15 protein-coding genes, 1 tRNA gene and 1 pseudogene are annotated in these 17,364 nt (G+C 70.7%); 3 read left to right on the forward strand and 14 right to left on the reverse strand.

The window, feature by feature from the left end; translation table 11 throughout:
• Positions 1–32 precede the first annotated feature (32 nt).
• From ACFV88_RS14590 to ACFV88_RS14615, 6 genes are all read right to left on the reverse strand, one after another.
• The gene (locus tag ACFV88_RS14590; RefSeq protein WP_385490386.1) at positions 33–698 is read right to left on the reverse strand and encodes an RraA family protein; all 666 of its coding nucleotides are present in this window, start codon (positions 696–698) and stop codon (positions 33–35) included.
• Positions 699–706: 8 nt separating this feature from the next.
• Positions 707–1,507 (reverse strand): carbon-nitrogen hydrolase family protein, encoded by an 801-nt coding sequence (locus ACFV88_RS14595; protein ID WP_385490389.1) that lies wholly within the window; start codon positions 1,505–1,507, stop codon positions 707–709.
• 55 nt (positions 1,508–1,562) lie between these two features.
• Positions 1,563–2,675 carry an ABC transporter ATP-binding protein gene (locus ACFV88_RS14600; RefSeq protein ID WP_385490391.1) on the reverse strand — a complete coding sequence of 371 codons (1,113 nt, stop codon included), beginning with the start codon at positions 2,673–2,675 and terminating at the stop codon, positions 1,563–1,565.
• A gap of 1 nt (position 2,676) precedes the next feature.
• Entirely contained in the window at positions 2,677–3,753 is a 1,077-nt protein-coding gene (locus tag ACFV88_RS14605; protein ID WP_385490394.1) for a PotD/PotF family extracellular solute-binding protein, read from the reverse strand.
• Positions 3,754–3,831: 78 nt separating this feature from the next.
• Entirely contained in the window at positions 3,832–4,629 is a 798-nt protein-coding gene (locus ACFV88_RS14610; RefSeq protein WP_385490397.1) for an ABC transporter permease, read from the reverse strand.
• Positions 4,626–5,498 (reverse strand): ABC transporter permease, encoded by an 873-nt coding sequence (locus ACFV88_RS14615; RefSeq protein ID WP_385490399.1) that lies wholly within the window; start codon positions 5,496–5,498, stop codon positions 4,626–4,628. The genes ACFV88_RS14610 and ACFV88_RS14615 overlap by 4 nt, the downstream gene beginning before the upstream one ends.
• Positions 5,499–5,752: 254 nt before the next feature.
• On the opposite strand from ACFV88_RS14615, the gene ACFV88_RS14620 reads away from it, so the two are divergent.
• Positions 5,753–6,238: an Lrp/AsnC family transcriptional regulator gene (locus ACFV88_RS14620; protein ID WP_385490402.1), complete on the forward strand. Its 486-nt coding sequence runs from the start codon at positions 5,753–5,755 to the stop codon at positions 6,236–6,238.
• A 37-nt stretch (positions 6,239–6,275) separates the two neighbouring features.
• Here the strand turns inward: ACFV88_RS14620 and ACFV88_RS14625 are convergent, their stop codons facing one another.
• The 5 genes from ACFV88_RS14625 to ACFV88_RS14645 form a co-directional block, all read right to left on the reverse strand.
• Positions 6,276–6,752 carry an Lrp/AsnC family transcriptional regulator gene (locus tag ACFV88_RS14625; RefSeq protein WP_385490405.1) on the reverse strand — a complete coding sequence of 159 codons (477 nt, stop codon included), beginning with the start codon at positions 6,750–6,752 and terminating at the stop codon, positions 6,276–6,278.
• A gap of 136 nt (positions 6,753–6,888) precedes the next feature.
• The gene (locus ACFV88_RS14630) at positions 6,889–7,170 is read right to left on the reverse strand and encodes a heavy-metal-associated domain-containing protein (RefSeq protein WP_385490407.1); all 282 of its coding nucleotides are present in this window, start codon (positions 7,168–7,170) and stop codon (positions 6,889–6,891) included.
• Between the two features lie 173 nt (positions 7,171–7,343).
• Positions 7,344–9,413, reverse strand: coding sequence for an MDR family MFS transporter (locus tag ACFV88_RS14635; protein ID WP_385490409.1), 2,070 nt, complete (start codon positions 9,411–9,413; stop codon positions 7,344–7,346).
• A gap of 97 nt (positions 9,414–9,510) precedes the next feature.
• Complete coding sequence (cobF, locus tag ACFV88_RS14640; RefSeq protein ID WP_385490412.1) at positions 9,511–10,305, reverse strand: precorrin-6A synthase (deacetylating); 795 nt, start codon at positions 10,303–10,305, stop codon at positions 9,511–9,513.
• Between the two features lie 54 nt (positions 10,306–10,359).
• Positions 10,360–10,878 (reverse strand): DUF309 domain-containing protein, encoded by a 519-nt coding sequence (locus ACFV88_RS14645; protein WP_385490415.1) that lies wholly within the window; start codon positions 10,876–10,878, stop codon positions 10,360–10,362.
• Between the two features lie 127 nt (positions 10,879–11,005).
• Here ACFV88_RS14645 and ACFV88_RS14650 point away from each other — a divergent pair.
• Positions 11,006–11,079: transfer RNA gene (locus tag ACFV88_RS14650), tRNA-Pro, on the forward strand.
• A 208-nt stretch (positions 11,080–11,287) separates the two neighbouring features.
• Here ACFV88_RS14650 and ACFV88_RS14655 read toward each other — a convergent pair.
• Entirely contained in the window at positions 11,288–13,390 is a 2,103-nt protein-coding gene (locus tag ACFV88_RS14655; protein ID WP_385490417.1) for a BTAD domain-containing putative transcriptional regulator, read from the reverse strand.
• Positions 13,391–13,633: 243 nt separating this feature from the next.
• Between ACFV88_RS14655 and ACFV88_RS14660 the strand changes: the two genes are divergently transcribed.
• Complete coding sequence (locus tag ACFV88_RS14660; protein WP_385490419.1) at positions 13,634–14,173, forward strand: hypothetical protein; 540 nt, start codon at positions 13,634–13,636, stop codon at positions 14,171–14,173.
• Positions 14,174–14,614: 441 nt separating this feature from the next.
• On the opposite strand, the pseudogene ACFV88_RS14665 reads toward ACFV88_RS14660, so the two are convergent.
• Together ACFV88_RS14665 and ACFV88_RS14670 are read right to left on the reverse strand one after the other, a co-directional pair.
• Positions 14,615–15,712: pseudogene (locus ACFV88_RS14665) on the reverse strand (IS110 family transposase).
• Between the two features lie 456 nt (positions 15,713–16,168).
• Positions 16,169–17,287, reverse strand: a complete 1,119-nt coding sequence (locus ACFV88_RS14670; protein ID WP_385490422.1) for a LuxR C-terminal-related transcriptional regulator — start codon at positions 17,285–17,287, stop codon at positions 16,169–16,171.
• Between the last annotated feature and the right edge of the window lie 77 nt (positions 17,288–17,364).

The raw sequence follows: 17,364 nt of genomic DNA on the forward strand, positions 1-17,364 counted from the left end.
GGGTGCGGTGCGGGGCCCGCGAACGCGGTGGTTCAGCCCAGCCGTTGGAGGGTGTCGGTGGCTCCGGTGAGCGAACCCAGGGGCTCGCCCGCCCACAGTTGCGCCACGAGCTCGGGTTCCTCGGCGTCATCGGCCAACGCCTCGTCGATCACGGCGGCGAGCCGCTCCGCGGGGGCGATGATCACCCCGTTCGCATCACCGAGGACGAGGTCACCCGCGTGCACGGGGACCCCGCCGCAGGTGACGGGGGCGCACAGGGAGCCGTCGGCGATGCCGTGCAGCTTGGTGGTCAGCGGGGTGCGGCCGTACGCGTACACGGGGAGTCCGAGCGCACGCAGGGCGTCGATGTCGGTGCAGAGTCCGTCCACCACGGCGCCGGCCGCGCGTCGGGAGGCGAGCGCGTTGACGACCACCTCACCGAGCGGGGCGTGCCGACGGTCACCGCCGCAGTCGACGACGACCACGTCTCCGGGTTCCACCAGTCCGGCCGCATGGTGCAGCATCGTCGAGTCGGTCGCGGTGATCCGTACGGTGACGGCCCGGCCGACGATCCGTTCCGTCCCGGCCATGCGCTGGAGTTCCGGGGCGCAGAAGCCCTCCTCCAGGTAATGGCCGAGGGTTGGGAAGTCGACCCGGCGGAGCTTGGCGAGCAGGTCCGCGTCGGGGGCGGCGGGCAGGTCACGAAGGTCGAGCGGCATGGGACGGGTCACCTCGGTCCGATGATGATGCGGCGGTTGCGGAGCACGGGAAGGATCGTGCGGGCCCGGTCGATGCGGTCCTTGTCGGCGTCGACGACCAGCATCGACCGTTCCTCCTCGCCGAGGGCCGCGCGGACCACTCCGAGCGGGTCGACGGCCATGCTCATGCCGATGCAGTCGGGTGTGGTCAGCGAGGACGCGATCACCCAGCAGGTGTTCTCGATCGCCCGGGTGCGCAGCAGCGTCGTCCAGTGGTCCTCCTTGAGCGGGCCCTTGACCCAGGCGGCCGAGACCGACAGCAGGTCGGCGCCCATCTCCACCAACGACCGGGTGAACTCCGGGAAGCGGACGTCGTAGCAGTTCACCAGGCCCACGTTGAAGTCGCCGATGCGGACGACGACCGGCCCGGTGTCACCGCGCTGGACCTTCTGCGACTCCCGGTAGTTGAAGGCGTCGTACAGGTGCATCTTGCGGTAGAGACCGAGGACTTCGCCGCTCGCGTCCACGGCGGCGATGGTGTTGTAGGGGAGGGCTTCGCCGCTGTCCTCGTAGCCGGCGGCGATCACCGCGGTGCCGTACGTCGCGGCGATGCGGGTGATCCCTTCCAGGAAGGCGGGCCAGTGCTGCTCGGCGAGCTCCCGCAACGGGACGTCGCCGTTCTCGTCGGCGTCCGAGGGGACCATCGACTCCTCGGGGAAGACGACGAGTTGGGCACCGGCCGCGGCGGCCTCACGGGTCATCTCCTCGATGACCGCGAGATTGGCCGCCGCGTCGGCGGTCGGGGCGAACTGGGCTGCTGCGACCTTCACGGCCGTATCTCCTTGGTGCGCGGGGACGGTGCGGTTGCGGGGCGCGGTCGGCGGGTCATTCGGCCAGCACCCGGGAGTGCCGGACCGCCCAACCGGCGGTCACCGGATCACCGAGGGCGAGCCCGCTGGTGTCCGCCCCCCGCGCCTCGGCGACGAAGTCGGAGCCGTCGGCCAGCGTGAGGTGGTAGCGGGTGGCGTTGCCGAGGTACACCACCTGCTGGAGGGCGCCGTCCACGGTGACCTCGCCGCCGTCCGGTGCGGTGCCCGCCGGGGCGAGCCGGACGTTCTCCGGGCGGACCGCGAGGTGCGCCTCGGTGCCGTCGGCCAGTCCGTGGCCGTCCGGGACGGTGAGGTTGCCGAGCTGCGCCACCCCGAGCCGGTGACCGCCCAGGGTTCCGGTGAGGAGGTTGGAGGTGCCGATGAAGTCGGCCACGAAGCGGGTGGCGGGCCGCTCGTAGATCGCCTCCGGAGTGTCCACCTGGAGGACCCGCCCCCCGTCCATGATCGCGATGCGGTCGGACATGGTGAGCGCCTCCTCCTGGTCGTGGGTGACCGTGACGAAGGTGACGCCGACCTCGCGTTGGATCTTCTTCAGCTCCAACTGCATCTCGGCCCGGAGCTTCTGGTCGAGGGCGCCGAGGGGTTCGTCGAGCAGGAGCAGCGAGGGCCGACCGATCAGGGCCCGCGCGATGGCGACGCGCTGGCGCTGACCGCCGGAGAGCTGCGCGATGGACCGCTCCCCGTACCCCTCCAGGCGCACCAGGGCGAGGGCTTCCCGCACGGCCGCGCCGATCTCCGCCTTGGGCCGCGACTTGCGCACCTTCAGCTCGAAGGCGATGTTGTCGTGGACGCTGAGGTGCGGGAACAGGGCGTAGCTCTGGAAGAGCATGTTGAGGTCCCGTTTGTGCGGCGGGACGCCCGTCGCGGGGACCCCGCCCAGTTCCACGGTGCCCTCGGTCGGCGTCTCGAACCCGGTGATCATCCGCATCAGCGTGGTCTTGCCGCAGCCCGACGGCCCGAGGATCGAGAAGAACTCGTTGCTCCGGATGTCGAGGGTGACGTCCTGGACGGCCGGGATGCCGCCGAAGGACTTGCCGACCCCGGTGAGGCGGACGGCGGGTGCGTCGGTCCCGGTGCGGCCGGTCGGCTCGATGGCGGTCGTTGTCATGTCAGGACGCCTTCACCTTGGTCCAGCCCTGCTGGAAGTGCTTCATCGCGGTCCCCGGGTCGAGCAGGAAGTCCGCGTTCTTGATCGACTCGTCGGACGCGTAGATCGCCGGGTTGTCCAGGGCCTTCTTGTCCTTGACGAGGTCCCGGGCCTTGGCGTTGGTGCTGGCGCTGCCGCCGTCGTCGGTGGCCATCGCGGCGATCTCGGGGCGCAGGGTGAAGTTGATGAACTCGTACGCCGCGTCGGTGTTCTTGGCGCCCTTCGGGATGGACAGGCCGTCCGTCCAGATCGAGCCGCCCTCCTCCGGGATGACGTAGTGCACGTTCTCGTTGGCCGCGACGACCTTCGCCATCGCGGTCCCGCTCCACGCCTGCGCGGCGCACGCCTGGCCGGAGGAGAGCAACTGCGGGTAGTTGGTCGAGTTGTAGCCCGCGAGGATGTCCTTCTGGTCCTCCAGCGCCTTCGTCGCGGCGGCGATCTCGCCCTCGTCGGTGCTGGTGGCGCGCGAGCCGGTCACCTGGAGGCCGGCGATGTAGGCGGCCAGCATGTTGTCCAGCATGTAGACCTTGCCGCGGTGCTCCTTGTCGAACAGGGTCTTCCAACTGGTCGCCGAGTCGATGCACTTGTCGTTGTAGGCGAAGCCCGTGGTGCCCCAGATCCACGGGATGCTGTACTTGTTGCCCGGGTCGTAGGTCGGGTCCCGGAACTTGTCCGCGAGGTTGTCCAGGCCCTTGATGCGGGAGTGGTCGAGGGGCTGGATCAGCTTCTGTCCGACGAGCTGCTGGACCGTGTACTGGCTGGGCTCGACCAGGTCGTACCCCGCCGAACCGGAGCTCAGCTTGGCGGTCATGGTCTCGTTGCTGTCGAAGGTGTCGAGGGTGACCTTGATGCCCGTCTCCTGCTCGAACTTCTTCACCACCGACTCGGGGATCTCCCCGGCCCAGGCGTAGATGTTGAGCTTCTTGCCGCCGCCCGAACCGGCATCGGAGCCGGAGTCGGAGCAACCGGTGACGACGAGGGCCGTGACGGTGGCGACGGAAGCGGCCAACAGGGTTCTGGAGACGCTCTTCTTGCGCATGAGGGTGCCTTTCGCGGAGCCGGTGTGGGAAGGCCGGGGGAGGAGGGGAGGGGACGGCGAGCGGGCCGGGGAGGGGGCCTAGCCGCGCTTGCCGCCGAGCAGCACCTGACGCATCTGGCGCAGGCCCACGCCCAGGATGATCAGGAGGGTGAAGAGCACGAGCAGGGTGCCGAGCGCGTTGATCTCCGGCGTGAGCCCGCCCTTGAGCATCGAGTACACGCGCAGCGGGAGGGTGGTGGAGCCGATGCCGTTGGTGAACGTCGACATGACGATGTTGCCGAAGGAGATGGTGAAGCAGAGCAGCCACGCGGCGAGCAGCGGTTGCCGCAGCAGCGGCAGGGTCACCCGCCGGAACGCCTGCCAGGGTCCGCAACCCAGGTCGGTCGCGGCCTCCTTGAGGGAGGGGTCGAGCGCGTTGTACGCGCCGAGGACGATCAGGGCGGCGTAGGGCAGGGTCACCACCAGGTGGCCCAGGACGAGGGTCGTCATCCCGAGGGTCGCGCTCATCGCGCCGAAGACCGACAGCAGGGCCACGCCCAGCACGATCTCCGGAATGATCAGCGGGAGGAACAGCCCGCCCGAGAACACGGCCTTCCACCGGGTCGCGAGCCGGGCCATGCCCATGGCGGACAGGAGCCCGCACAGCGTGGCCAGGGTCGCGGAGATCAGGGCGACCTCCGCGCTGACCCGCAGGGCGGCCAGCAGTTCGGTGTTGTCGGCGAGCGTTCCGTACCAGCGGGTGGAGAACCCGGCCCACTTGTAGGTGACCTCGGAGTCGTTGAACGACAGCACGACCACGACGACGATGGGGATGTAGAGGAAGGCGATGACGCCCCGGGCGAGCCAGGCGGTCACGGTGTCGAGGGCGTGTTTCATGCGGTCTTCCTCCTCAGCCGCCGGGCGGCGAGTCCGAAGACCGCCATCGAGGCCACCATCAGCACCAGCAGGACCACGGAGGCCGCGGCGCCCATCGGCTGATTGCGGAACTCGGTGTACAGGGTCACGATCAGGTTGCCGACGAGTTGGTCGCGCCCGCCGCCGAGCAGGACGGGGATGACGAACACGCCCAGGGTCGGGATGAAGGTGAGCAGTGCCGCCGCGAGCATGCCCGGACGGGCGATCGGGAGCAGGACCCGGGTGTGCACCCGCCACCAGCCGCAGCCGAGGTCCCGTGCGGCCTCGCCCAGGGAGTTGTCGACCCCGCGCAACGAGGCGTAGATCGGGAAGATCGCGGTGGGCAGGAACGCGTACACCAGCCCGATGAAGGACGCCCCCTGGCTGGGTATCCACTGGGTGGGCCCGTCGGTGAAGCCGATGGCGTCGGTGAGGCTGTTGACCGGCCCGCCGGGGCTCAGGAGGTTGATCCAGGCGAACGTCCGGACCAGGAAGTCGGTCCAGAACGGCACGATGATCAGCAGCAGGAGGAGCATCTGGCGCTGCGGGGGCCGGCTGGCGAGGTAGTACGAGACCACGTAGCCGAGGACCAGACAGACGGCCGTGTTGAGGGCCGCCATGCCGAGGCTGTAGCCGAAGACCTTGAGGTAGATCGGCTCCATCAGGTCCTGGTAGTTGGTGAGGGTGAATCCGCCCGTCACCCCGCCGTACGCGTCGGCCGAGGCGAAGCTGTTGCGCACCACGAGGAACAGCGGCACCAGCACCAGGCCGATCACCGTGATGCCGGCCGGGGCCAGCAGCGCGGTGGTCACGGCGGTCCGGCCCGCGGGCCGGGGGGCGGTCGCCGTCACCGGGACGTCCGACGGCCGGTCCGGTCGGGCGGAGGGGTCGAGTGCATGTCGCGGTTCTCCTAGGTCCGGGGCGGGTTCGTGTTGGAGAACAGCGTCGATGATTGGCCACTGGCCGAAAAGATGAAGGAGGAACGAATCCCGTGGAAAGTGGCGGTTATTTCCACGGATCTCGTAGTGGAGGGAAGCGGCGACGGGCGACCCTTGACGTCCGGGGGATAATTGATGCGTGAACCACCTATGGCTGGAGGCGCCTCATGATCGATGACCTGGACCGGCAGATCATCGATCAGCTGAGGGTGGACGGTCGCCGCTCGTTCGCCGAGGTCGGACGGACCATCGGCCTCTCCGAGGCGTCCGTGCGCGCCCGCTACCAGCGGCTCCAGCGCAAGGGCGTGCTCCAGGTGGTCGGCATGGTCGACCCGGTGCGCATGGGGGAGATGGAGGTGCACCTCGCGGTGCGCGTCCACCACATCCCGGTGGCGCTGGTGGCCCGCGAACTCTCACGGATGCCGGAGGTGCGCTACGTGGCGTCCTGCGTGGGGCCCTACGACCTGATCGTGGACGTGCGCTGTCGCGATCTGGAGCACCTCGCGGAGCTGCTGACCGAACGGGTGCGCCGGGTGAACGGCGTCGCCCACGCGGAGGCGCTGACCGTGCTGGAGGTCATCAAGGACTCGTACCTGTGGGCCGGCTTCCGGGAGGTGCCGGTGCAGCCCGGGGAGCGCATCATCCCCGGCTGACCCGGGGGTGCAGCCGTCCCGCGCGGACGTGGCCGCTTCAGTCCTGGTCCGCGGTGACTCCCTGTCCCACGGCGCTGGCCAGGCCGCTCCACGAGTAGTCCTTGAACAGTTCCAACAGCAACAACACCTGCACCCGGGACACGCCGGGCAGCATGCGGATGTCGTCCAGCAGTTGGACGAGCTGGGCCTGGTCGCGACAGGTGCCGTCCAGAAAGATGTCCTGACTGCCCGCGCACAGCGCCACCCGGTTGATCATCGGCATCCCGGACAGCGTCTTCGCCACCGCGCGCGGGGTGAGGTCCCGGACCCGGATCATCAGGCGCACCGACTGGTGGCCCAGCGTCAGCGGATTGCACAGGGCCACGATCCGTAGGACGCCGCTCTCCTGGAGCCGCGCCACCCGCTGGCGGATCGTCGTCTCGGACACGCCGAGATCCCGTGCGAGACCGGTGTAAGGGGTCCGGCCGTCACGGGTCAGCGTCTGCACGATCCTGCGGTCTATGTCGTCGAGCACGCCTCCACCATGACATACCCGTCACTTGAGGCAGCTCTTGCCATAGGCGGTCATACCGTTCTCCGGCGCCCTCCTCGGGGGGACGGGGCGGTGCGGGTCCCGGCTGCCGGCCGGGACCCGCACCCGTGGCGCCGTTTCAGGCGGCCCGACCGGTGACCGCGTACCCGGCCTCCTCGACCGCGCGGGAGACCGCGGCGTCGTCCGGCTCGGCGCCGGTGGTCACCGTGACCACGCCCGCCCGGACGTCGACCGCCACGGCCAGGACGCCGTCGAGGGCGCCGACCGCCTTCGAGACCGAGGACTCGCAGCTGCCGCAGGTCATGCCGGACACCTGGTAGGCGGTGGTGCGGCTGTCGGCGGTGATCTCGATGGTCTCGCCGGTCGAGCAGGAGCCGTCGGTGGAGCAGCAGGACGACATGGTGGTTCCTCCGGGAAAGCAGGTGCGGACGGGGTGCGGACGGAAGGAGGCCAACGCCCCCCGAGAAACCCCTAGGGGGTATCTCCCGTCCTGATCTTTATACCCCCACCCGGTATCCATCGGCAAGCGGTGCGTGATTCCCCTCCGACCGCGCCCGAGGTGCGCGGGCCCGCCTACCCCGACGCCGCGCGCGCCAGCGGCACCCCGGACATGTCCTCGGTCAGCAGCCGCTTGGAAATGCTGTCCACCGCGGCCCGCAGCGCGGTGTCCGGCGGACGGTCACCGTCCCGCTCCAACCGTTCGTCGAGCCACTGCGCCCACGCCCGCGTGATCGCCGCGGCCTCCCGCTCCCCGGCCGCCGTCTGCGAGAACAACGACCCGGACCGGGTGAGGAACCCCTCCTCGACCATCCGCTCGAAGACCGGCACCAACACCTCGGGCGGCATGTGCCGACGGGCCGCGATCAGCCCGAGGCTGGCGTGCCCGACGAGCCGGTGGAGCATCTCGACCTCCATCACCGCCCACGCGCCCGCCGGATCGAGCCGGGTGTCCGACTCGACGACGATCCGCCGCGCCGTATCGGGCCCCGCCGTCCGCAGCACGTTCGCGACCGCCACCTCCAACAGCCGCTGGGAGTCCCCCGACGACGGCTGCGCGAAGCCCTCGCCCAGGTCGGACGACCCCATCCGGGCACTGTCCCGCAAGGGCACCTCACGCAGGAACAACGCCACCAGGAAGCCGAGCAGCGCCACGGGAACCGTCCACAGGAACACCGTTTGCAGCGACTCCTGGTACGCGTGCACGATCGGCGCCGCCGCATCCGCGGGCAGCCGGTGCAGCCCCTCCGGACTCATCGCGGCCCGCCCCGCCGTCGCCGCGTCCACGGAGCCCGTGCGGGCCGCCTCCGCCACCCCGTCCGCGAGGTTGGGCCGCAGCGCGTTGGTGTAGATCGTGCCGAAGACCGCCGTACCGAACGCACTGCCCAACGTACGGAAGAACGTCACCCCGGACGTCGCCGTACCCAGATCCGCGTAGTCCACGGTGTTCTGTACCGCGATCGTCAGCACCTGCATCGACAGGCCGATCCCCGTGCCGAGGACGAACATGTACAGCGACGCCAGCCACGTACTCGTTCCGCTCCCCATCAGCGACAGCAGGTACAGGCCCACCGCCATCACCAGCGAACCCACGATCGGGAAGATCCGGTAACTCCCCGTCCGGCTCACCACGTTGCCGCTGAAGACGGACGCGATGAGCAGCCCGATCACCATGGGCAGCGTCCGCACCCCCGACACCGTCGCGGAGTCACCGTCCACGTACTGGAGGTACGTCGGCAGGAACGTCATCGCGCCGAGCATCGCGAACCCCACGATGAAGCTCAGCACCGAACAGACCGTGAACACCGGATCGGCGAACAGCCGCATCGGCAGCATCGGCTCCGCGGCCCGCGACTCCACCCAGCAGAACCCCCCGAGCGCCACCACCCCGCCCACGAAGAGCCCCACGATCACCCCGGAGCCCCACGCGTACTCGTTGCCGCCCCAACTCGTCGCCAGGATCAACGCGCTGGCCCCCACCGCGACCAGCGCGATCCCCAGGTAGTCGATGACCGGCCGGGACGCCGACCGCACCACCGGGATCGTCCGGGCAGCCGCGATCACCACCACGATCGCGATCGGCACATTGACGTAGAACGCCCACCGCCACGTCAGATGGTCGGTGAACAACCCGCCGATCAACGGCCCGATGACCGTCGCCACCCCGAACACGCCGCCGATCGCACCCTGGTACTTGCCCCGCTCCCGCAACGGGATCACATCCGCGATCAGCGCCATCGACGTGACCATCAGCCCGCCCGCGCCGACGCCCTGCACCCCCCGCCACAGGATCAGCAACGTCATGTTCGTCGCCAACCCGCACAGGAACGAACCCGTGATGAAGACGACCGCCGACACCTGGAAGACGACCTTGCGCCCGAACAGGTCACCGAACTTGCCGACGAGCACCGTCGCCACGGTCTCGGCCAACAGGTACGAGGTCACCACCCACGACATGTGGTCGGCGCCCCCGAGCTCCGACACGATCGTCGGCAGCGCCGTCCCCACGATCGTCTGGTCGAGCGCGGCCAGGAGCACCCCCAGCAGGATCGTCACGAAGACGACGTTCCTGCTCCGCCGGTCCAGGACCGGCGCGGACACGGCCGCGGGCCGAACGGACGCGGCCGGGTCGTCGGTGGTGGTCACGCACAGCAGCGTCACACCCCGTGCCCCCCGGCGCACCCGGGGCCATCCGTCCCGGTGACGAGCGGCACCCGGCCGCTCCGGTGCCGCCCCGGACCGGCTACGACCCGGCCGCGCCCGGACGTCGCCGCAACAGGTACGTGTCCATGATCCAGCCCTTGCGCTCCCTGGCCTCGGCCCGCACCCGCTCGATCTCCGGGCCCACCCGGGCGAGCGGCCCGGACACCAGGATCTCGTCCGGCGTCCCGAGGTAGGCGCCCCAGTACACCTCCAGGCCCTCCGCCTCGGCCGAGGCGTACAGCTGCCGGAACGCCTGCTGCCCGTCCAACATCACCACCACGTCGTCCACCCCCTCGGGGAACCCCCCGGCCAGCAGCCGCCCCGTGGTGATCTGCACCGGCCGACCCACCCGGGTCAACCCCGTGCGGTGCCGCGCCACCAGTGCCGAGACGCTGCTGACACCGGGCACGACGTCGTACGTGAACTCCACCGCACCCCGCGCGAGCACCTCGTCGAGCACCGCGAGGGTGCTGTCGTACAGGGCCGGGTCACCCCACACCAGGAACCCGCCCACCCCGTTCTCGCTCAGCTCCCCGCGGATCAGCTCCGCACAGACCTCCGCCCGACGCGCCCGCCAGTCGTCCACGGCAGCCGGATACGCGGCCCCGTCCGCCCGCCGGTCCCGCTCGGGGTCCCGCACCGAGACCACCCGGTGCGCCGAGGGGTCCGGCAGATGCGCGTCGAGCACGTCCCGGCGCAAGCGCAACAGGTCGGCCGTGGTCGCTCCCTTGTCCAGCAGGAAGAACACGTCGGTGCCCCGCACCGCCTTGACCGCCTGGAGGGTGAGGTGCTCGGGGTCGCCCGCACCGATGCCGATGACGTGGATGTGTCGCACCCCCCGAGTGTGCCGCACCGGGGCGGCCCCACGGACGCCGGCCCCGCCGGCCGGTCAGCCGGAACCGGTCAGCCTGGGCGCGTGCGCCGCGGCGTCCACCGGAGCCGGATCCGCCTCCAGCCGGTCCGCCAGCCGGTACGCCCACCGGGCCAATCCCACGAGGTCGAGCCCGTGCGTGCGCAACTTCTCCGGCCCCGCCGACCACTGCTCGATCACCGACGCCCCGCGCCGCAGCAGCAGGGCGCCGCCCTTCGCGTTCCCCCGCGCGCCGTGCGTCAGTCCCACGGCCAGCTGGGCGAGCCCCCGCCACAGTGCGCGCTCCTCCTCGGGGCCGCTCTTCCACGCGTCCTCGAACACCTCGTGCGCGTGGAACGGCATCCCCCGCCCGAGCAGCCGCTGCGCCTCGGCCACGGTCTCCCCGGGCGTCCGCACCACCCCTTCCGGCTGTCGGGCGACCCCCGCCGCCCCGTACGGCAGGGGCCGCCCGAGCCCGTCCCGCGGGCGACTGCTGCGCGCCCGGCCCGCCTCGTCCCGGTCCCGTCGATCGTCCCGCCGCCCTGCGCCCTGAGTCATCCGCCGATTGTCCCGTGCGGCCGGGCGAACTGCTCCGCCACCACCGGGCCGCCCTGGCACCGGGCACCCGCTCAGGTGGGGTAAAGTTCTTTCTGCGTGATCACGCGGAACACCGCGCGAAACGCAACGGGACGTGGCGCAGCTTGGTAGCGCACTTGACTGGGGGTCAAGGGGTCGCAGGTTCAAATCCTGTCGTCCCGACTTGCATGTACGCAGGTCGTAGGCGGTATCGGAGGAATCCGGTACCGCCTTTTCGTTGTCCCTGGGGACCAGTTGGGGACCACGCGGTCTAGCGGCGCCTTCCGGGGACGGGCTGGGCGGCCAGGCCGAGGGGTGCGCGGACGGGGTTGAGGTGGGCCTGACACTTTGACGACAACCCCTAGTGCGGGTTCGTACCGGCCCTGCACGCTCAGGGTGGTGGCCAGGTTGTTGCGGGTGTGGCCCTAGCCGCTGCGGTCGCCGGTCCGGCGTGCCGTCGCGACGCCGACCGGTCCGCCTCCACTCGGTCCGCCGGGTACGGGCCAGCCTGGAAGTGGCTCCAGAGCACCACGGGCAGCTGCCCGGCGTGGCCGTCGAGGCCGTGCTCGGCGGCGTACCGGGCGATCTCCAGCAGGTTGGAGTGCTCGATCTCGCACCACCGCCGCGCCTCGGCCGGAGTGGTGAAATTCGCCGGCTCGTACCAGGGGCCCACGACGGTGAGCGGCAGGCGCTGGCGCTGCGGGGTGAGCAGGCGTGCCGCGGCCTCCGCGTGGTGCAGGTACCAGGAACAGAGGCGTTCCCGGGCGGCGGCGCGTTCGTCGGGGCCGGTTTCGGCGGTGGCACGTTCGGCGGCGTAGCAGCGCAGCAGGTCGTGCAGGCGGTAGCGGTCCGGTCCGGCGGGGTTGACCAGGTGGGTGGCGGCGAGATGTTCGAGTACCGGCCTGGTCCCGGCGGTGGCCGAGCCGGAGAGCGCGGCGGCCGCGGCCGTGCTGATGCAGCTGTCGGGGGCCAGGCCGAGTAGTCGGAAGAGCCGCTGGGGGGCGGGTTGCAGGGCGCGGTAGGAGAGGTCGAAGGCCACCCGGAGGGCGGAGGTGGCGTCGCCGTCAATCTGAAAAGCCGTCAGGCGATTTTCTGAGTCGTGCAGTTCGGCTGCGTGTTCCGCCAGGGTGCGGTGGGGTCGTTCCGCTAGGCGGCCCGCGGCGATGCCGAGGGCGAGCGGCAGGTGGCCGCAGGCGGCGGCGAGTTCGGCGGCGGCGCGGGGTTCGGCGCGGGTGCGGTCGGCTCCGGTGATCCGGGCGAGCAGTTCCACGGCATCGGGCTGGGGGAGTACATCGAGCACCAGCCGCCGGGCGCCGTCGCAGGCGGTGAGCCCGGCCAGCCCGTCCCGACTGGTCACCAGGGCCAGCGAGCCCGCGGAGCCGGGCAGTAGTGGCCGGACCTGCTCGGCGCTGTGGGCATTGTCGAGCAGTACCAGAACCCTGCGGTCGGCGAGCAGCGACCGGTACAGGGCGGCGCTCTCGTCGATGGTGCCAGGTATCCGCTCGGGGCCGGTGTCGAGGGCCCGCAGGAAGCGGGCCAGCGCCTCGTACGGGGCCAGCGGCGGGCCGAAGGCGTACCCGCGCAGGTTGACGTAGAGCTGGCCGTCAGGGAAATGCTCGCGGACCTGGTGGGCCCAGTGAACGGCGAGGACGGTCTTGCCCGTCCCGGCGCCGCCGGTCACCACGTCGATGCCGGCGGCGACGGCCGGGCCGGCGAGGCCGCCGTCGAGGGCACCGAGTTCCGCTCTCCGTCCGACGAAGGTGGTCAGTGCGGGCGGCAGTTGGGCGGGCCTGGGGGCCTGCTGCCGGGGGCGGGTCGAGGGGGTGGCCGGGGCGTGGTCGCCCTTGAATAACTCCCTTTGCAGGAGCTGGAGTTCAGGGCCGGGGTCGAGGCCCAGTTCGTCGGCCAGCCGTCGGGCGAACCGGCCGTATGCGGCGAGCGCGTCGGCCTGTCGGCCCGCCCGGTGCAGGGCCCGGACGAGCTGTGACACGAAGCGGTCCCGGAGTGGGTGTTCGGCGACCAGTGCGGTCAGTTCCGGGACGATCTGGCGGTGCCGGCCCAGTTCGGCCTCCAGGTCGAGGCAGTTCTCCCAGGCGGTGAGTCGAAGCTCGTTCAGTGCCACCGAACCGGCGGCCAGCAGGCTGCCGGACAGCCCGTCCAGCACCGGGCCGCGCCACAGGCTCAGCGCAGAGCGGAACTCCTTTACTGCGGCGACGGGTTCATCGTGCTCGGCCAGTTGGCGCGCCACCGACACCCGGTGGGCGAAGGTCCGGGCGTCCACCTGGTGACCGTCCGGTGCGATCCGGTAGCCGGGTCCGTCGGTGAGCAGCGCCGGCGGCCCGTCCTGGGCTGTGGCGAGCTTGCGCCGCAGCAGCCCTGCCAGGTTCCGTACCTGGCGGTGCGCCGTGGCCGGCGGTTCGTCGTCCCAGACCGCGTCGACCAGTCGGTCCACAGGGACGACGGCGCCGGCGTTCAGCAGCAGGACGGCGAGCATACGCTCCTGCTTGGCCCCTTCCGTCCGGGCCCGCCTTCCGTCGTCCGTCCACACTTCCAGTGGCCCCAGAATCCTGAACTCCATCTGTCCCTCTCGTGGTTGGCCGACGTCGAGTCGACTCAGTGCTTTCGAAGCCCCGTGACCACTCGGTGACGGAATCGTGTCAGCTTCGTGCAGGTGCTTGGGAGTCTTCTTCCACTGGCCCCGCAAGGGCCGGTTTCCTCACACTCAAGGAGCAGTCGGATGAAGCGTGTGAAGCGGACCGCAGCCCTGGCCGTCGCCCTTGGCCTGGCCCTGGTTCCCCTCTCGGTGGGTACCGCGCAGGCCGCCGGGCCGGCGACCCACAAGGGGATGACCTGGCAGACGCTGGGCACGGGCCCCGACGGGACCGTCCGGGTCGGCGGTCCGGCGCACCTGACGCCGAGCGACCCGTACAACGGCGACACCCTTCCGTCCGTCTCGCTGCCGGTCCTCTGCATCAACGTGGACGGCAGCCCGGCGCCGGAGGGCATCAGCCTGGGCTTCTACAACGGTTGGGCCGGCGGCACCGTCGCGCTCAGCCCGTCGGTGAAGGGCTCCCGGCTGAACAGCCAGGCCGCGGCCAACAGCGTCTGCTCGGCGGCCTTCGGCATCGGCTGGCGCCAGGCCGAGTTCCACGACGGCCGCTACGGTGCGGACCTGGAGAACGTCGGAGGGTGGAGCTTCTGGGCATACGGCAACATCGCCCCCAATGCCCGCTTCTGGACCGCCATCAACGACCAGCAGGCCAACCCCTGGAACTGACGGCGGCACAGTAGCGTGACCGGCCGGGCGGGCAGTGAGTCGTCCGCCCGGCCGTACCGCCGTCGATTCCGGTTTCGGTCCGGAGCCCCTGGGGCACGGCGCGAGGGCTCCCGTACGAGTGGCCCGGTCACCCTCGGGTGGCCGGGCCACTCGGCGGTGCGGGAGGCCGGGCGGGGGTCTGACCGGTCGGCGGGGGCTCCGGGGTGAGGGACACGTGGCATGGGGCGGGAACTCCTCTGCCGGGGAACTGTCATGGGTGCGGGGCGGCGGACCCCGTTGCAGGGGTGGTGCACCGGGACAGACTTTCCCATTCGGCGGCGACCGGTGACATCCCAGGTTTGCGGGGGGCCTATCTGCTTCGTCAACCCTGGTGGGGTGGATTCGCTGGGGTTCCCGGCGGGTCGGGTGCGGTGCGCTGGAGCAGGCAGAGCGGGCGGGTTGTCAGGCCGCGAGGGTGAGGGCGCGGGGTTCGTAGCAACTGCCGGTGCGGATCATCGCGTGGATGACGTTGACCCGTTGCCGGTCGAGGCGGAGCACGGCCTGGGTGTGGGTCTTGCCGCGGGCGCGCTGGCGGTCGCAGTAGATCCGGGAAGACGGGTCGCTCTTGCAGCCGATCGCGGCGAACGCGGCTTGGAACAGGGCCCGTTTGAGGAGCCGGTTGTCCCGGTGGGGTGCGTGCTCACCGCGGATCGAGGTGCCCGAGGACTTGACGGCCGGAGCCAGCCCGGAGCAGGAGGCCGGGTGTCCGGCGGTGGGGAAGGTGGTGCCGTCTCCGATCGCCACGATCACGGCGGCGGAAGTCCTGACGCCCATACCGGGCGGCGACGTCAGGAGGCGGAAGAGAGGGAGGGTCTCCGCAGGGCGGCGATCTCCTGCTCGTCCAGCGCCTCGAAGATCTCGCTGGTGAGGTGATGGGCCTTGCGCCAGCCGTGCGCCCTGAGCAGGGCCTCGGCCCTGACCCGCCCCAGCTCCTGATCTTCGCGGGCGAGCTGTGCCGGGTCAAGAGTGCCTGGATGTAGGGGGGTAGGCCAGGCGCTTGCCCAGAACCCGTTCCGGGGAGGGGCGGATCTGGGAGAGCAGGCCGCGCAGCCGGTTGGTGGTGCGGTTGACCTTCCCTGCGAGGTCGTTGTCGTAGCCGGTGAGCATGGTCAGCGCGGCCAGCGTCTCGTCATCCAGGTCGATCGCACGCAGGGTGTGCGGCATCGTGCGGGCCGTCTCGGCGATCACGAAGGCATCGCGGGCATCGGTCTTGGCCTCGCCCGGGTATTGGTCGGCGGCCCACCGCATCAACAGTCCAGGCAGGCAGGCGACCCGGCAGCCCGCCGCACGGGCCACCGTCAGCGGCAGAGCGCCGATGTTGGCGACCTGGTCCACGACCACCAGCACAGTGCCGAACATCTCCACCAGCTTGTTGAACAGTTTCAGCAGTTTCCGCTCGGTGTTCGGCAGCCGTTTATCGTGCACAGTTCTGCCATCCCCGGTGCGGCCATGGGCGTGGTGGAACTCCTTGACCAGGTCCAGGCCAATGAAGAGATCCATCGCGGTGGTGTCGACCGTGTGCGCGTGCCTCTCGCCTCTCGCTCTGCTCAACTCCTGGCCGTCCCCGCGGCACCACACGCCGGCAACCACGTTAAGTAGACATCCGCACCCGTTGAACAGGTCCGGCGTTGCGCCGGGCCAGGCGGTCGTCGGGCCCCTCATCAGCGGTCAAGCGGTGCCCCGAAGCCCGGCGGCAACACCCCCGAGGTCATCCACTTCGACAGGGGGCACACAGCCATACCGGGCCCGGAAGCCAGGCGCCCCATTGCCGGGCCACGAATAGGGTAACGGGGGAGGGCTCGACGACCTCTTCCCTGTGGTACGGAGACAACCTGTTGCGGACCGTTCCTCGACACAGCCCCAGTTCAACGGCCTGGGGCTTTCGTTCTGTCGGGGCTCGTGCCGGGTCTCGGGGTGGGGTGGGTAGAGCTGGGGCGGGGATGGTCGGGCGGGGCGTCAGGCCGGGGGGCGGCCGAGTCCGGCGTTGTACGGGGCCGCGAGGAGTGCGACGAGTTCGCGGCGGCTGCGTACGCCGGTCTTGGTGAAGGCCGACTTCAGGTGGTCCTGGACGGTGGCCGGGCTCAGGAAGAGCCGCTGTGCTATGTCCCTGGTGCTCAAACCCCGTACTGCCTGAAGGACCACCTCCTGCTCGCGGGGGGAGAACCGGTGTGCCAGCAGGGACAGCGGGATGACCTCGACCGGGCTCGCGGGCTGGGCGACCAGGGCGACGCTGCCCCGCGGGCACTCGTCGAGCAGCGAGGCGTGGACGGAGAGCCACTGACCGTTGGGGCGGCGCAGCCGGGTCCAGGCGTGGGAGCCCGCCTTCCCGGAGGTCGCGTGGGCGCGGGCTTGCTCGGAGAGGTAGACCAGTGCGGTCGGTACTCCGGCGGGGCGGTACTGCGTCTCGGAGAGCTCCTCGAACAGTTGCCGGGCCCCGGAGTCCGCGGAGGTGAGCCGACCGGTGGGGCCGATGACGGCGACCCCCATCCAGTACGGTCCGTGCTGCGGGTCCGCTCTGAGGTTCTGCCCGTGAGGGGTGCCTGCGGTGGGCCGCGCATAGTCGCGCAGGGCGGCGGCCACAGCCCGGGCGGCCCGTTCGGCCAGTCTCTGCTCGCTCACGCCGAAGGGCGCCGATCCGGCCTCGCGCATCATTGCGGCGGCTCCCCATAACCCGCCGCCGACATCGAAGTTCATCCGCAGCTCGTCGCCGAGCCCGTATTCGGCAAGCAACTCCCGGTAGCGCACGCTGCGTTCAGGGCGGCCACCGGTGGCGCGGTGGACGGTCTCCACGATGCGGCCGGCGGCCCGGATGTCGACGAACCGAGTGGTGTCTTCGGACCACATCTCCAACCAGATGGCGTGCTCGAAGGGGGTCGGCTGCAGGCCCTCGGCAACGGTGGAGGTCAGGAAGCCGGTGACCGGATCGGCCCCGTGCAGACAGCCCGCTTCACACCCGAGAGCGGGCCTGAGGACGGTGAGGAGCTGCCGGAAGAACTGTTCCAGAGGTAACTTCGCTGCCGCCAGATCGTCGATCTCTCCCAGCATCCGGCGTCCCCTGTCACGGAATGAGGTCATCTCCTAACCATAGGGCTGAGGTTGGCGTGCCCCCCGGATTCCTGGGATGTCGCCGGTTGCCACCTGCATAGAAGGTC

Source organism: Streptomyces sp. NPDC059816, from assembly GCF_042732055.1.
GTDB lineage: Bacteria > Actinomycetota > Actinomycetes > Streptomycetales > Streptomycetaceae > Streptomyces.

Coding starts and splice junctions, on each gene's coding strand:
- ACFV88_RS14620 (WP_385490402.1), top strand. CDS start 5,753: ATGATCGATGACCTGGACCGGCAGATCATCGATCAGCTGAGGGTGGAC.
- ACFV88_RS14610 (WP_385490397.1), bottom strand. CDS start 4,629: ATGAAACACGCCCTCGACACCGTGACCGCCTGGCTCGCCCGGGGCGTC.
- ACFV88_RS14590 (WP_385490386.1), bottom strand. CDS start 698: ATGCCGCTCGACCTTCGTGACCTGCCCGCCGCCCCCGACGCGGACCTG.
- ACFV88_RS14605 (WP_385490394.1), bottom strand. CDS start 3,753: ATGCGCAAGAAGAGCGTCTCCAGAACCCTGTTGGCCGCTTCCGTCGCC.
- ACFV88_RS14645 (WP_385490415.1), bottom strand. CDS start 10,878: ATGACTCAGGGCGCAGGGCGGCGGGACGATCGACGGGACCGGGACGAG.
- ACFV88_RS14655 (WP_385490417.1), bottom strand. CDS start 13,390: ATGCTCGCCGTCCTGCTGCTGAACGCCGGCGCCGTCGTCCCTGTGGAC.
- ACFV88_RS14600 (WP_385490391.1), bottom strand. CDS start 2,675: ATGACAACGACCGCCATCGAGCCGACCGGCCGCACCGGGACCGACGCA.
- ACFV88_RS14670 (WP_385490422.1), bottom strand. CDS start 17,287: ATGACCTCATTCCGTGACAGGGGACGCCGGATGCTGGGAGAGATCGAC.
- ACFV88_RS14660 (WP_385490419.1), top strand. CDS start 13,634: ATGAAGCGTGTGAAGCGGACCGCAGCCCTGGCCGTCGCCCTTGGCCTG.
- ACFV88_RS14630 (WP_385490407.1), bottom strand. CDS start 7,170: ATGTCGTCCTGCTGCTCCACCGACGGCTCCTGCTCGACCGGCGAGACC.